This is a genomic window from Cupriavidus sp. HE11 (genome assembly GCF_056097175.1).
Genome location: NZ_CP184465.1, coordinates 26,011 through 39,524 on the forward strand (window position 1 = coordinate 26,011; position 13,514 = coordinate 39,524).

Annotated in this window: 12 protein-coding genes; 2 read left to right on the forward strand and 10 right to left on the reverse strand. The window is 65.4% G+C overall.

Annotated elements, in window-relative coordinates; genetic code table 11:
* Positions 1 to 11: 11 nt before the first annotated feature.
* The 3 genes from nirB to ACOABP_RS17570 form a co-directional block, all read right to left on the reverse strand.
* Positions 12 to 2,573, reverse strand: coding sequence for a nitrite reductase large subunit NirB (gene nirB, locus ACOABP_RS17560; RefSeq protein ID WP_474229102.1), 2,562 nt, complete (start codon positions 2,571 to 2,573; stop codon positions 12 to 14).
* Positions 2,574 to 2,618: 45 nt separating this feature from the next.
* The gene (locus ACOABP_RS17565) at positions 2,619 to 3,932 is read right to left on the reverse strand and encodes an MFS transporter (RefSeq protein ID WP_474229104.1); all 1,314 of its coding nucleotides are present in this window, start codon (positions 3,930 to 3,932) and stop codon (positions 2,619 to 2,621) included.
* A gap of 358 nt (positions 3,933 to 4,290) precedes the next feature.
* Positions 4,291 to 4,773, reverse strand: a complete 483-nt coding sequence (locus ACOABP_RS17570) for a winged helix-turn-helix transcriptional regulator (protein ID WP_474229105.1) — start codon at positions 4,771 to 4,773, stop codon at positions 4,291 to 4,293.
* 88 nt (positions 4,774 to 4,861) lie between these two features.
* Between ACOABP_RS17570 and ACOABP_RS17575 the strand changes: the two genes are divergently transcribed.
* Positions 4,862 to 5,485, forward strand: a complete 624-nt coding sequence (locus ACOABP_RS17575) for an N-acetyltransferase family protein (protein ID WP_474229107.1) — start codon at positions 4,862 to 4,864, stop codon at positions 5,483 to 5,485.
* A gap of 26 nt (positions 5,486 to 5,511) precedes the next feature.
* On the opposite strand, the gene ACOABP_RS17580 is transcribed toward ACOABP_RS17575, so the two are convergent.
* Entirely contained in the window at positions 5,512 to 6,378 is an 867-nt protein-coding gene (locus ACOABP_RS17580; protein WP_474229109.1) for an EamA family transporter, read from the reverse strand.
* 205 nt (positions 6,379 to 6,583) lie between these two features.
* Here ACOABP_RS17580 and ACOABP_RS17585 point away from each other — a divergent pair, with 205 nt between their 5' ends.
* The gene (locus ACOABP_RS17585; RefSeq protein WP_474229111.1) at positions 6,584 to 7,303 is read left to right on the forward strand and encodes an SDR family NAD(P)-dependent oxidoreductase; all 720 of its coding nucleotides are present in this window, start codon (positions 6,584 to 6,586) and stop codon (positions 7,301 to 7,303) included.
* An 85-nt stretch (positions 7,304 to 7,388) separates the two neighbouring features.
* Here the strand turns inward: ACOABP_RS17585 and ACOABP_RS17590 are convergent, their stop codons facing one another.
* The 6 genes from ACOABP_RS17590 to acpA form a co-directional block, all read right to left on the reverse strand.
* The gene (locus ACOABP_RS17590) at positions 7,389 to 8,696 is read right to left on the reverse strand and encodes a type II toxin-antitoxin system HipA family toxin (RefSeq protein ID WP_474229112.1); all 1,308 of its coding nucleotides are present in this window, start codon (positions 8,694 to 8,696) and stop codon (positions 7,389 to 7,391) included.
* The gene (locus ACOABP_RS17595; protein WP_474229114.1) at positions 8,693 to 8,986 is read right to left on the reverse strand and encodes a helix-turn-helix domain-containing protein; all 294 of its coding nucleotides are present in this window, start codon (positions 8,984 to 8,986) and stop codon (positions 8,693 to 8,695) included. Before ACOABP_RS17595 ends, ACOABP_RS17590 begins: the two co-directional genes overlap by 4 nt.
* A 151-nt stretch (positions 8,987 to 9,137) precedes the next feature.
* Positions 9,138 to 9,497 (reverse strand): PIN domain-containing protein, encoded by a 360-nt coding sequence (locus ACOABP_RS17600; protein WP_474229115.1) that lies wholly within the window; start codon positions 9,495 to 9,497, stop codon positions 9,138 to 9,140.
* Entirely contained in the window at positions 9,479 to 9,691 is a 213-nt protein-coding gene (locus ACOABP_RS17605; protein WP_474229117.1) for a hypothetical protein, read from the reverse strand. The genes ACOABP_RS17600 and ACOABP_RS17605 overlap by 19 nt, the downstream gene beginning before the upstream one ends.
* Positions 9,692 to 9,797: 106 nt before the next feature.
* Positions 9,798 to 11,228 carry an MFS transporter gene (locus tag ACOABP_RS17610; protein ID WP_474230588.1) on the reverse strand — a complete coding sequence of 477 codons (1,431 nt, stop codon included), beginning with the start codon at positions 11,226 to 11,228 and terminating at the stop codon, positions 9,798 to 9,800.
* A 154-nt stretch (positions 11,229 to 11,382) separates the two neighbouring features.
* Positions 11,383 to 13,506 (reverse strand): acid phosphatase, encoded by a 2,124-nt coding sequence (gene acpA / locus ACOABP_RS17615; RefSeq protein WP_474229119.1) that lies wholly within the window; start codon positions 13,504 to 13,506, stop codon positions 11,383 to 11,385.
* Positions 13,507 to 13,514 lie beyond the last annotated feature (8 nt).

The following is a 13,514-nucleotide window of genomic DNA, read 5'->3' on the forward strand; positions in this document are numbered from 1 at the left end:
TTCTCCTTGTTTCAGGCTGCTTTTGCGGGCACGGTGACCACGGGAATGTGGCTCAGGCGGGTACGCTGCAAGTTCCGTTCCTCCGGCGTGGCGGGGCGCACCTGGCCGCGTTCCTCCAGGAACACCAGGTTGTCGTCGCGCAGGTCGCTGTTGACGAAGTGGCGGAAGCGCTTGCGCGTTTCCGGGTCGGTGATGGCCTTCTTCCACTCGTCTTCGTAGGTGTCCACCACGTGCTGCATCTCGGCTTCCAGTTCGGCGCCGATGCCCAGCTTGTCGTCGATGACCACGGCCTTCAGGTAGTCCAGGCCACCTTCGAGGTTGTCGCGCCAGGTGCTGGTGCGCTGCAGGCGGTCGGCCGTGCGCACGTAGAACATCAGGAAGCGGTCGACGTAGCGGATCAGCGTTTCGCGGTCCAGGTCGCCGGCCAGCAGTTCGGCATGGCGCGGCTTCATGCCGCCGTTGCCGCAGACGTAGAGGTTCCAGCCCTTTTCGGTGGCGATGATGCCCACGTCCTTGCCCTGTGCCTCGGCGCACTCGCGGGTGCAGCCCGAAACGCCGAACTTGATCTTGTGCGGGGCGCGCAGGCCCTTGTAGCGGTTCTCGATATCGATGGCGAGGCCCACGGAATCGTCCACGCCGTAGCGGCACCACGTGGAGCCCACGCACGATTTCACCGTGCGCAGCGACTTGCCATACGCATGGCCCGATTCGAAACCGGCCGCCACCAGCTCTTCCCAGATCAGGGGCAGTTCTTCGAGACGGGCGCCGAACATGTCCACCCGGGCACCACCGGTGATCTTGGTGTAGAGGCCGTATTTCTTGGCAACCTGGCCCACGGCGATCAGGCCGTCGGGCGTGACTTCGCCGCCCGGCATGCGCGGTACTACCGAGTAGGTGCCATCCTTCTGGATATTGGCAAGGAAGTAGTCGTTCGAATCCTGCAGGCTGGCGTGTTCTTCCTTGAGCACGAACTCGTTCCAGCACGACGCCAGAATGCTGCCCACGGTGGGTTTGCAGATGTCGCAGCCCAGGCCCTTGCCATGGGCGGCCAGCAGGTCGTCAAACGTCTTGAACTTGCCCACGCGCACCAGGTGGTACAGCTCCTGGCGCGAGTACGGGAAGTGCTCGCAGACATGGTTGTTCACCGCCATGCCCTGCTTCTTCATCTCGGCCTTCATGATCTGCGTGACCAGCGGCACGCAGCCGCCGCAGGCCGTGCCGGCCTTGGTGCACGACTTCACGGCGCCGATGCTGGTGGCGCCGTCGGTCACGGCGGCGCAGATCTGGCCCTTGCTGACGTTGTTGCACGAGCAGATCTGGGCCGTGTCCGGCAGGGCATCGGCGCCCAGCGCCGGCTTTGCCTGCCCGTCCGACGACGGCAGGATCAGGAATTCGGGCGACTCCGGCAGCTCGATGCGGTTCAGCATCATCTGCAGCAGCGTGCCGTATTCGGCGGCATCGCCCACCAGCACGCCACCCAGCAGGTACTTGCCGCAATCGGACACCACCAGCTTCTTGTAGACCTGCTTGCGCTCGTCGGTGAACTGGTACGAACGGCTGCCCGGCACATTGCCGTGCGGGTCGCCGATGCTGGCTACGTCCACACCCATCAGCTTGAGCTTGGTGCTCATGTCGGCGCCGGCGAACCGGGCTGCCTCGCCGCGCAGGTGGCGGGCGGCCACGCGGGCCATGTCGTAGCCGGGGGCTACCAGGCCGTAGATCTTGCCGTCCCACAGCGCGCATTCGCCGATGGCGTAGACGTCCGGGTGCGAGGTCAGGCAATTGTCGTCGATCACGATGCCGCCGCGCGGGCCCACCGTCAGGCCGCTGTCGCGCGCCAGTTCGTCGCGCGGACGAATGCCGGCCGAGAACACGATCATGTCGGTGTCCAGATGCGTGCCGTCCGCAAAGTTCATGCGGTGCGTGCCGTCAACGCCGTCGACGATTTCCACGGTGTTCTTGCCCGTGTGCGCCTTGACGCCCAGCTCTTCGATCTTCTGGCGCAGCATGCGGCCGCCGCCATCGTCGACCTGCACGGCCATCAGGCGCGGGGCGAACTCCACCACATGGGTGTCCAGGTTCATGTCGCGCAGGGCCTTGGCGCATTCCAGGCCCAGCAGGCCGCCACCGATGACCACGCCCGATTTGGCGCGGCTGCCGCATTCGAGCATCGCCTCCAGGTCTTCGATGGTGCGGTAGACGAAGGTGTCCTTGCGGTCCTTGCCCGGCAGCGGCGGCACGAACGGGTAGGAGCCGGTTGCCAGCACGAGCTTGTCGTAGGCCAGCGTTTCACCGGTGGACGTGGTGACCGTCTTCGCGGCCGTATCGATCGCCGAGGCCTTGGCATTCAGGCGCAGCAGCATGTTGTTGTGCTGGTCGAAGAAGCCCTGGGGCACCAGCGAAAGGTCGTCGGCAGACTTGCCGGCGAAGAATTCGGACAGGTGAACGCGATCGTAGGCGGGGCGCGGCTCCTCGCAGAGCACCGTCACTTCCAGGTCTTGCGCGCCGGCTTCTGCCAGGCATTCCAGGAACTTGTGGCCGACCATGCCGTGCCCGACGATGATGATCTTCATGATGCTTTCCTTGTCCGGAGTGTCTTTTGTAGGGGGCTATGTGGTTCAGTTGGCCAGGGCGCTGTCGTACAGGGCTTGTTCCTGCGCCTTGTGCTCTGCGCTGAAGCGCACGGCGATGGCGCACAGCGCGGCCAGCGTGGCGGCCACGCCCAGGTACGTCAGCGTCTGTTGCAGGTCGCCCAGGCCCTTCATCAGGAAGCCCGCCGCCACGGCACCGACGTTGCCGCCCGCGCCGATGATCCCGGCCACGCCGCCCAGCGCCTTGCGGTCGATGAACGGCACCAGGGCGTACGTGGCGCCGCAGGCCATATGGGTGAACAGGCCGAACATCAGCATGGCGGCCACGGCGGTGACCACGCCCGAGGCATGAGCAAATGCCAGCAGGCCCAGGCCTTCGCCCAGGATGAAGACGAACAGCACGATCGAACGCGCATCGAGGCCGCGGTGGCGGGCCACGCGATCCGATACGTAGCCACCCAGCGCACGGGCGAACAGGGCGAGCAGGCCGAAGCTGGCGGCGGCCATGCCGGCGCCGGACAGCGACAGGCCGAAGTGATCGACGTAGTAGGTGGCGGCCACGTTATGGATGAAGATTTCCACGCCGAAGCAGGCGCCGTACGTGATGAACAGCATCCAGACGCGGTAGTTGGCGCTGGCCGCGCGGAAGCTGGCCCAGCCGCCACCGCCCTTGCCGCCGCTGACGGCGATGCCGCGGGCGCGCAGGTCAGAGAAATTGCCTTCCGGGCAATCCTGCGTGAAGCGCCAGTAGACGACGGCCATGATCAGCATCAGCACGCCCGGCACGATCAGTGCCACGCGCCAGCCCATTGCGTGGTCCACGCCCAGGAACAGCACGGCGGCCAGCAGCAGCGGCATCGCACCCTGGGCGGCACCGCCGCCGGCGTTGCCCCAGCCGGCCGACGCGGCGTTGGCCGTACCGACCACGTTCGGCGCGAACATCACCGACGTGTGGTACTGCGTGATAACGAAGCTCGCGCCCACCGCGCCAATCAGCAGGCGGAAGAACAGGAAGGTCTCGTAGCTCTGCGCGAACGCCACGCCGATCACCGGAATCGCGCCGATGGCCAGCAGGCCGGTGTAGGTCTTGCGCGGGCCAAAGCGGTCGCACATCGGACCGATTACCAGGCGCACCAGGATGGTCACCGCCACCGCGGCGATATTGATATTGGCAATCTGGCCCGGGGTCAGGCCGAACTCGCCCTTGAGCACCGGCATCAGTGGCGCACAGGCAAACCACGCAAAGAAGCAGACGAAGAACGCCATCCAGGTCAGGTGGAAGGCGCGCATCTGCGGGGTCTTCAGACTCAGCAGATCGATCCGGGTGGCTTTGCCGTTCATTCTTGGGCTCCAAAAAACAAATGGCGTCCCGAGAGGCTGGCGCGAAAGGGCCAGTTCTGGGGACGCCGTTGTCCTGACGACTGCTACCTACGGATAGCAACCGTGCTGTGTGGGGTGGGCGGATCGCCGTTGACCGGCCCGCGATCTATATCGCAAGCGGTGTGCCAGCTCCGTCAGGTGGTGGTTTGGAGACTTTGAATCCCGCGAGGATGCATATTAGTGATTCATAAGGCACTAATATGCATCATGGTGCGGCGCCAGAGTTGGGCGGCTGCACGGCTATGGTGCGGTGCAATGTGCGGGCGCGGTGCGTGCGGCGTACGTGAGCGCTGCGTATGCCGGTGGCAGGTGTGCGTGGTCAGTCAGCCTTGTCGGCCTGGGGCAGGAGGGAAATCAGCTGCATGTCGGCCGGGGAGACCAATTGGTCCGCTTCGTCGATCAAGGCCGAGCGCACCCTGAGGCCGTTGACCCGCGAACGGATTTCGGCGGGCCCCTGACCGTCAGGCTTCATATGCGCATCGCCCCATTGCATCAGCCCGACGATGACGGGCAGCAACTCGACGGCGGCGCGGGTGGGGCGGTAGGCAAAGCGCTCGCGCTCGCCTGGTTCCTTATAGCTGACCTTGCGCAGGAGGCCGGCCTCGGTCAGCGTCTTTAGTCGCGCCGATAACACTGCCGGCGAGCACTGGAGCCGCTCCAGGAAATCGTCGAAACGCTGGATGCCCGAGAACACATCCCGCAAGATAAGAATTGTCCACTTTTCGCCAATCAGCGACAGCGTGGCCGCGATTGAGCATTGCGCGAAGTCCTCGGCTGAGATCGGCGGCGGTGGCGTATTCATGGTTTGAGCATAGCACTCTAACTTCATTTGAAAAAGTCAGGGTTTCGACTATAGTCCTGCCTACAGAAGATGAAGTCAGGGGTGGGCCATGAGTGATGTCGATGCGGCAGGTGACAACAAGGCGGGTTCGAGAATCTCCGAAGAGAGCTGGATGGCACGCGGCGGCCGGCAGGTGACGGTACGTGCGGTGCGTCCGGCCGACCGTGATGGATTGCGTACGTTTGTCGATGGCCTGTCGCGTGAAAGCCGCTACTACCGGTTCCTGACCGGGGGCAGGGTGGCTGACGAGATCGTCCAGGGCTTTGTCACCCATCATCCGCAGCGCGACGTAGCGGTGGTGGTGACCGTGCGCGCCGAGGATGGCGCCGAGTCAATCGTCGCCAACGCCGAATATGTGGTCAACGCCGAAAACGTGGCGGAGCTGGCCGTGGTGGTGGCCGATGACTGGCAAGGGCAAGGATTGGGCCGCCGGCTGATCCAGCGGTTGCAGCAGATTGCACGGACCAGTCAGCTGCAGGGCATGCGTGGCGACGTTCTGAGCGAAAACCGGCGCATGCTGGCGATCATGCGCGACTGTGGCTTTGCCGCGCGCCGCAACCCTGAGGACAGTTTTCTGCACGAAGTCAGCCTGTCGCTGCCCGGGGCCCATGATCGCGCCCCGCGGCCGCAGCGGGAGCATTGGCTGCCGCGCGACTGGTTCGCCGACAACTAGCTCGCATACGGCAATCGGAACGGTCGTCAGCTCTTGCCGCGCGACGTCGCCGTACAGCCAATCGACGCCGTGATGATGGCGGCAATCGCCACCCACTGGATCGCCGAGAGCTGCTCGTGCAGGAATGCCAGCCCGGCCAGTGCGCCCATGGCGGGCTCCAGGCTCAGCAAGATGCCGAACGTCCGGCGGGGCAACCGCTTCAGCGCCACCATTTCCAGCGAATAGGGAATCGCGCTCGACATCAATCCAACGGCCAGGCCGGAAAGCAGCAGTCCGGGGCTGAACATCTCCGAGCCAGCATGGGCCACGCCAAACGGCAGCGCAACCAGCGCGGCCATGGTCATGCCCAGTGAAGTTGCCTGGCCGCCATGCGCATTGCCAGCCATCTGGCCGAACACGATATAGAGTGCCCAGCCAACGCCGGCCGCCAGCGCATAGCCAATACCCACCGGATCGAGGTGAGTTGCCGCCTCGCCCAGCGGCAGAAGCAGGACAAGGCCGGCAACCGCACAGGCGATCCAGAGAAAGTCGATGGCCCGGCGCGAGGACAGCACCGCCACCGTCAGCGGGCCCGTGAACTCGATGGCAATGGCCAGGCCCAGCGGGATGGTGCGCAGCGACATGTAGAACAGCAGATTCGTCGCACCCAGCGCCGCGCCATACAGGGCAATGGCGCGGGCATGCGCGCCCGACAGCGCAAAGCGCCATGGCCGCCAGACCGTGATCAGGATCAATGCCGAAAAACCGACGCGCAGCGCAACCGTACCTTGCGCGCCAACGGCGCTGAACAGGCTCTTGGCAAACGACGTCCCGATGCATAGAGACGCCATGGAGCCGATCAGGGCCAGCACGGCCAGCAGGGTCTCGCTCTGCTTGATACGGGTGAGGGGCACTTCCTTGTCCTGGTGCGGTAAGCCCGGCTACGGGCGGTGCGGCATCTTGCCCGAACATCGCCCGGGCAGCCATACACAGATGCCGGTGTCGTGCGCTGTACAGTTGGGCACACCGGTCCGGCGCCGGGGCATACGCCCGGGCGCATGCTGGCGGAGTCCCGGCCAAGGCACTATGGTGGAAGGACCGTTTTTGCCGGAGTTCACCATGGAAGCCAAGGCACCGCGTCGTCATGTCGTCATTACCGGAGCCGCCGGCGCGCTGGGCCGTGCCGTGGCAAGCCGGTTCGCCGGGGAAGGCGCACGGCTGGCGCTGATCGACCACAACCTCCAACACCTGCAGAGCGTGTTTGCGCATCCCGAGCCCGACCACGGCGGTACGCTGCTGCACGCGGCCGACGTGACGTCGGATACGGCAATGGCGCCTGTGGCCGCCGCCATTCTCGACGCATTCGGCACGGTCGATGTGCTGGTCCATGTGGCCGGTGGCTTCGAGATGGGCGATCCCACCCACACCTTGAGCCGTGAATCCTGGCTACGCATGATGGACCTGAACGCGTGGTCGTTCGTAGCCGTGACCGGCCACTTCATTCCGGCAATGATGTTCCAGCGCAGCGGCAAGGTCGTGGCCGTCTCGGCGCGCGGTGCCGCCAACGGTGCGGCCACAATGGGCGCGTATACCGCGTCCAAGAGCGCGTTGCAGCGCCTGGTGGAAAGCCTGTCGCACGAAGTCAGGGGCTCGGGCATCAACGTCAACAGCATTGCCCCAAGCATTCTCGACACTCCCGCCAACCGTCAGGCGATGCCGTCGGCCGATCCGGCGCGGTGGGTATCCACTGGTGCCGCGGCACGTGCGGTGGCGTTCCTGGCATCGGACGGGGCCGAGGCGATCCATGGACAGCATCTGGTGCTGGACGGGCTGAGTTGACCATCCGCCCCGCTTCATGGCGCCAGCCTCATGCCGATGGCACGGGCGGCCTTGCGGTATCGAACAAGGATATGCGTGCGCCCGGCTATCGCCTGCGCAGCTGCGCCAGCGGCAGGGTGCTCAGCCGTTCGAGAACCACGGCTTTCATCGCGGCCGGTGTCGGCAGCGAATCGAGCAGCGCAGGCCAACGGTCCTGCGCCATCGTCACGGCGTCCTTCACCGCGGCCACGACGATGCGCTCGGCAATCCGCGCGTCGCGTGCGAAATCCCGGTACGTTTCCAGCGTCTGCTTGCGCTGCAGGAGATCGATGGCGACGTTCTGTCCGAATGCCTGGAAGCCCGGTAGCGCGGCCACGCTGACGATGTCATAGGCCGGCGACAGCTCCGGCATCGTGCCGTTGCGATAGAGGAACGAGAAATTCTTGAGGTGGGCGTCGCTGTTGCCCAGCAACGTATGGACCGCCTGCCGCATGAAGAACTGCCGGACGTCCTCGATGCCGCGCACGCTCAGCCGGTCCAGCAGCCGGACAATGGCTACGTAGGCGTCGTTGCCGGCGTACTTGCGTGCCGGCATGCGCGTCAGGATCTGGCAGCCGTCCTCGGCATGCACCCGGCCTCCGGGTTCGCGGTCGAAACGGTCTACCGCCAGGAAGTGCAGGTCCGCGCCAAGCGCATCGGCCAGGCCGGGGACGTCGATGGCCGCCAGCGGCTGCGGTCGGCACACCGCCACCGCGACGCCGGCGGCCTGGGCCAGCTGCATCGACACATATTCGTTATAGATCTGGCTGTCATCGTTGCGCGCCGGCAGCTTGGCGATCAGGTCCGACAGGCGGCCATGGGTGGGCATGGTGTACCGCTTGCCGGCGTGCGCGGTGGACAGTGCCAGCTTGTTCTGCACGCCCGACACCGACGCAGCGCCCTCCGTCGCGCCTTCCACGACCGCGATCTCCAGATTGTCCGCGCCGCCCGTCACCCCGATGGTGCGGGCGTGGTCGGGCAACGTATCGAGATCGGCGGGGCGTACGGTCAAGGCGCCGGGCAGGTCTTCGCCGGCGGCGGCCAGTATGCCAAAGTCGTCGCGGTCATCCGGGTGATGGCGCGTGGCCTCCAGCCGCTTGCGCAGTTCGCCCTCGGGCAGCAGCCCGGCGAAATAGGGGGGCAGTTCGCCACCGACGTTATAGACCGCAGGATGGAACGGATTCGACAGGATGGTGCCGGTCAGCGGCTCGTTGCCGGGAATGGTCAACGAAAGGCTCAGCGTCGGTCGGCCAGGATCCCCGCGAAAATGCTCGCCTGGCACGAAGCGCGTGGTGCGCCCGGCTTCGCAGAGGTAGCCGCACAGCACGCCGTGCAGGTGTACCGACAGATAGCGGGGCCGCAGGTCGTCGCTCATGCCTCGTCCCCGAGCAGCAGATCCACTGAAGTCGGCGCCGCCCTGTCTGGCCCGGTTGCCTTGCCCGCCAGCGTTTGCCGGACTTCCGCCAAATGCTCCTTCGGCACCAGAACCCATTCGGCATCCAGCGCGGCGGCAATGGCGACAAGTGTCGAGGCGCGCACATCCTGCTTGCCGCTCAGGGCGACAGACAGGTTGGAGCTAGCCATGCCGATTGTCCGTCCAATGTCGGCCAAGGAAAACCCACGGAGTTTTCGAAGCGAACGTAGCTGAAGGTGCAGATCGGACATGATGGCGCCGGGATCGGAATGTTCTATCGATTATCATAGTGTACGGAAATAAAGTATGAAATAACATACTAAATGTTCTTATCGTATGTTATGGGATAAGGGGCGATCAAAAGGAAAAAGCCTTCGTGACGGGCTGCGTGCCGATCGAAAGTCAACGTTGTATGGCACCCGTTTCGGCCGCCGCGCATGCAATCAGGCAGTCGGCGAAGTCGCACGTCGTGGCGGCATACCGTCTCAGTGCGCGCTCCACGACGTCGTAGGCATCGACAATGAAGGCGGGTGCTTCAAGCAGCGACCGCACCGCGCGTCGCACTTCGGTTCGACTGGCCCGATAGCTGCGGGCCAGAACCCAGACCAGTTCCGCAACGACTACGACCGAAACGAAGCCCGGGAAGGCTGGCGACAGCGTGTCCAGAACATCGCGTGCAAGTTCGGACTGCGCGTCGCCATCGTGTGCGAAAAGCCGTACCAGGACGTTGGTATCGAGTCCGATCATCGTGGGGATGACCATGTCTCGGCAATGGCCCGGTTCATTTCCTCGATCGTCATCGGCTTCAGATCGGGATGGATGAACCAGCCGACCATGTCGAAGATCGTCTTCACCTCATCCAGCAACGCAAGGTCGTGGCCGATCCGTTCTTCGGATGGATGCTCCGCCCGGGCAAGCCGGTCCGTCTGATCGGCAACGGATGGCGTGGTCTGCATGGTAATGCTCCTGTCTCTGGCTGCGCGGTATTGCGCGGCCAGGAACAGTCTGCGTGCCAGATGCCTTCATTGAAATGGGACGGTTCTCAAAAATGCTGCCGCATCGTCAATCGCGCTCCGCTCCCAGCGGGGGCGCGATATCTTCCAGGGCGCGCCTTTCCGCATCCACGCCAAAACGCAGCGCCATCAGGCCGGCCACGATCACCAGGGCCGCGCCGATGCCGTAGCCAATGGCAACCGCCCCCCGGCTGCCCGTTTCGATCAGCATGCCGAACAGCACGGGCGCGATAAAGCCGCCCGTGCCGGTGCCCACGGCGTAGAACACCGAGATAGCCAGGGCGCGCATTTCCAGCGGAAACACCTCGCTGGCGGTCAGGTAGGCCGAGCTTGCCGCCGCCGACGCCAAGAAGAACACGGCCGACCAGCACAGCGCCTGGGCGCGCGCATCGAGCCAGCCTTCCATGAAGGCCCATCCGGTGGCCGCCAGTCCGATGCCCGACAGCACATAGGTCACGGCGATCATCCTGCGACGCCCGATCCGGTCGAACAGCGGGCCCAGCACCAGCGGGCCCAGCGCGTTGCCAAGGGCGAATGGAAAGATATAGAGCGCCACGCGTTCCTCTGGCACGCCCTGGAACCTGGTCAATACCAGCGAATAGGTGAAGAAGATGGCGTTGTAGAAGAACGCCTGCGCCACCATCAACGCGAACGTGACCATGCTGCGAGTACGGTAGCGGCGCAGCAGCAGGCGCAGGATCTCGCGCAACGCCGGCACGGGCCTGCCGGCATAAGCCACCGTGGCGGCGGCGTCCACCGCCGGAAGCTGTCCGTGCCGCCGTGCCACCTCCGACTCGATGCTGGCGATCACGCGCGCGGCTTCGTCATGACGGCCGTGCGTCGTCAGCCATCGGGGGCTTTCCGGCACATGCCGGCGGATCAGGACGATCGCCACGGCAAGCAGCGCGCCCAGCGCAAAGCAGACGCGCCAGCCCCAGACCGGACCGAACACGCGCGGATCCAGCAGCACCAGGCTCAGGCCGGCGCCCAGCGCCGCGCCCAGCCAGAAGCTGCCGTTGATCGCCAGGTTCACACGCCCGCGCACGCGCGCGGGAATCAGTTCGTCGATGGCCGAATTGATGGCCGCATATTCGCCGCCGATACCCAGTCCGGTCAGGAACCGGCAGACCGCGAAGAACGCGAAATTGGGAGAGAACGCCGTGGCAAGCGTGGCCGCCATATAGACCGCCAGCGTAGCCAGGAACAGCTTCTTGCGGCCCAGCCGGTCGGCCAGGCGCCCGAACAGCAGGGCGCCGATGACTGCCCCGGATATATAGATGGAGCCGGACCAGCCCACCTGCGTCGCATCGAGTCCCAGCGTGTCCGGGCGCTCCAGCACGGCACCGACCGAGCCCACGAGGGTGACTTCGAGCCCGTCGAGCACCCAGGCGATGCCCAGCGCGATGGCAACGCGCCAGTGCCAGGCGGACCACGGCAGGCGGTCGAGCCGGGCGGGGATGTCGGAATGCCAGGCGGCGATGGCGGGCTCCTTGGCGCTGGGGTGGCACTCTCACGACTATAGCCACTCCGGCGTTGCCTGCCTGTCGGCGATCCGCCGACGCCGCCACCGTCCCGCCACAAAAAAGGGGCGGCCCCTTGCGAGGGCCGCCCCTGTTCGTCGCCGAGTGCCTGTCTTACTGCGCCGGGAACGTCAGCGCGTTGGTCAGGTCGCCCATGGCCGGCTTGCCGTTGGCTACCAGCGAGTCGTCACGCAGCTTCAGGCCCGGCAGCGTCGGCAGGGCAAAGCGGCGCGTGATGAAGCGCAGGATCGATGCCGTGTCGTACTGCGTATGGTCCACGGTGCCCTTCTTTGCGAACGGCGACACGATGATCGCCGGGATACGCGTGCCCGGACCCCAGCGGTCGGCGCTCGGAACCGGCGCGTGGTCGTAGAAGCCGCCGTTTTCGTCGTACGTCACCACGATCAGCATGTTCTTGTACTGCGGGCTGTTCTGCAGTTGCTGGATCACGTTGACGATGTGGGCGTCGCCGTCGGCCACGTTGGCATAGCCGGCGTGCTGGTTCAGGTTGCCTTGCGGCTTGTAGAACGTCACGGCCGGCAGCTTGCCTGCGGCGGCATCCGCCAGGAACTGGCTGTCGAAGTCCTTCAGGTGGGCCGTGCGGTAGTCGGCATGGTCAACCGGGCTGAACGCCGCGAAGAAGTTGAACGGCTGGTGGTGGGCCTGGAAGTTCGGCGTCGTGTTGTTGTAGATCTTGGTGCGATCTGCCGACACGGTCTTCCATGCGCCCGCGTACCAGGCCCAGTCCACGCCGCGCTTGTCGAGGTAGGTGGCGATGGTGTCCTGGGTTTGCGGCGGCAGCGTGCTGGCAGCGTTGGGGTCGGCCAGCAGCTTCGAGGTATCGGTCGAGGCCGGCGCGTTGCCGCTCGGCTGGTAGGCCGGCTGCATCGTGTTCACGGCGTAGAACATGCCGGTGGCCGGGTCCTTCGGCGTGATGGCGCCGTCCTTCACGTACGAGGCCGTGGCATTCAGGATGCTCGTGGAGCTGGTGCTCGTCAGTGCCAGGCTCTTGCCGTCGGCGGCCACGGCAGCGATCGAGCCCGATGCCACGGACGTGTCGGCGTTCGGGTACGTCGGCACGCACGCGCAGACCAGGTACTGGTGGTTCAGGAACGAGCCGCCGAACGCACCCATGAAGAAGTTGTCGGCCAGCACGAAGTCCTTGGCCATCTTCCACATCGCCATGCTGCTGCCATCGTAGTAGCCCATGGTGATGCCGCCGGCGTCGGAGAATGCTGCGAACTTGTCGTTCTTGCCGCCGTTGATCTGCATCTGGTTCTGGTAGAACTTGTGCACCAGGTCGCGCGTGACCACGCTCTGGTTCACCACCACGCCGGTGCCGTTGACACCTGACGGATCGTCGATGCGGAACGGCTTGTTGGCCCAGCCCACGGTTTGCGATGCGTCCAGCGTCACGGTCTGGCCCGCGGCGGTGAAACCACCCCAGGTCGGCGGCAGCGACGCCAGCGTGGAGTTGTCGAAATCCTTCTGCGGGGTCACGGTGCCCACGGCGCTGGGGTTCACACCCGGAATGCCGTTGGCGCCCGGGAACAGGCCGTACAGGTTGTCGAAGCCGCGGTTTTCGGCGTAGATCACCACCACGGTCTTGATGTTGTTCAGCGCCACGCGCTGGGCCACGCCGTTCTTGATGGCCGTGGCGATATCGCCGCCGGCTGCCACGGCGTTGGCGATCAGTTCGATGGCCTGCTCGATCTCGCCCTGCAGTGCGGCCTTGATCTTGGTGTCCGTTTCCTTGTTGTGGTCTTCCAGCAGCTTGTCTGCGGCCACGCCCAGGCGATCTGCCAGCTGGGTGCGCGCGGCGTCGAGGTTGCCGCCGTTGCTGTCCATCAGCGCGGCCAGTTCGGTGGAGATGGCGCTGACCACGCCATTGGCGCTGGCCGGCGCGCGGAACACCAGCTTGCGCGTCACGGCGGCGTGGGCACCCGTGTCGTCGTTACGGAAGGCGTCCGTGCCGATCTCGGCTACCACCGGGCCCTGGCCGCTTACCGTGAAGGCGCCCTTGGCGTCGGTAAAGACCGAAGCTTCGCTGCTGTCGCAGGCGCCATTGTTGTTGGCGTCGATACAAACCTTGGCGTGCTCGAAGTAGCTGCCGGTGACGACGCCTGACGTCGTGGCGGCGGGGGTGGCGCTGCTGCTGCCGGAATCGCTGCCGCCACAGGCGGACAGGCATGCGGCGGCCAATGCGGCCAGCGGCCACAGACGTGTAGTACGGCTCATGGTTTTCC

Excerpts from the sequence above, each read along its gene's own strand:
- nirB (WP_474229102.1), bottom strand. The coding sequence starts at position 2,573 with ATGAAGATCATCATCGTCGGGCACGGCATGGTCGGCCACAAGTTCCTG.
- ACOABP_RS17565 (WP_474229104.1), bottom strand. The coding sequence starts at position 3,932 with ATGAACGGCAAAGCCACCCGGATCGATCTGCTGAGTCTGAAGACCCCG.
- ACOABP_RS17570 (WP_474229105.1), bottom strand. The coding sequence starts at position 4,773 with ATGAATACGCCACCGCCGCCGATCTCAGCCGAGGACTTCGCGCAATGC.
- ACOABP_RS17575 (WP_474229107.1), top strand. The coding sequence starts at position 4,862 with ATGAGTGATGTCGATGCGGCAGGTGACAACAAGGCGGGTTCGAGAATC.
- ACOABP_RS17585 (WP_474229111.1), top strand. The coding sequence starts at position 6,584 with ATGGAAGCCAAGGCACCGCGTCGTCATGTCGTCATTACCGGAGCCGCC.
- ACOABP_RS17590 (WP_474229112.1), bottom strand. The coding sequence starts at position 8,696 with ATGAGCGACGACCTGCGGCCCCGCTATCTGTCGGTACACCTGCACGGC.
- ACOABP_RS17595 (WP_474229114.1), bottom strand. The coding sequence starts at position 8,986 with ATGTCCGATCTGCACCTTCAGCTACGTTCGCTTCGAAAACTCCGTGGG.
- ACOABP_RS17600 (WP_474229115.1), bottom strand. The coding sequence starts at position 9,497 with ATGGTCATCCCCACGATGATCGGACTCGATACCAACGTCCTGGTACGG.
- ACOABP_RS17605 (WP_474229117.1), bottom strand. The coding sequence starts at position 9,691 with ATGCAGACCACGCCATCCGTTGCCGATCAGACGGACCGGCTTGCCCGG.
- acpA (WP_474229119.1), bottom strand. The coding sequence starts at position 13,506 with ATGAGCCGTACTACACGTCTGTGGCCGCTGGCCGCATTGGCCGCCGCA.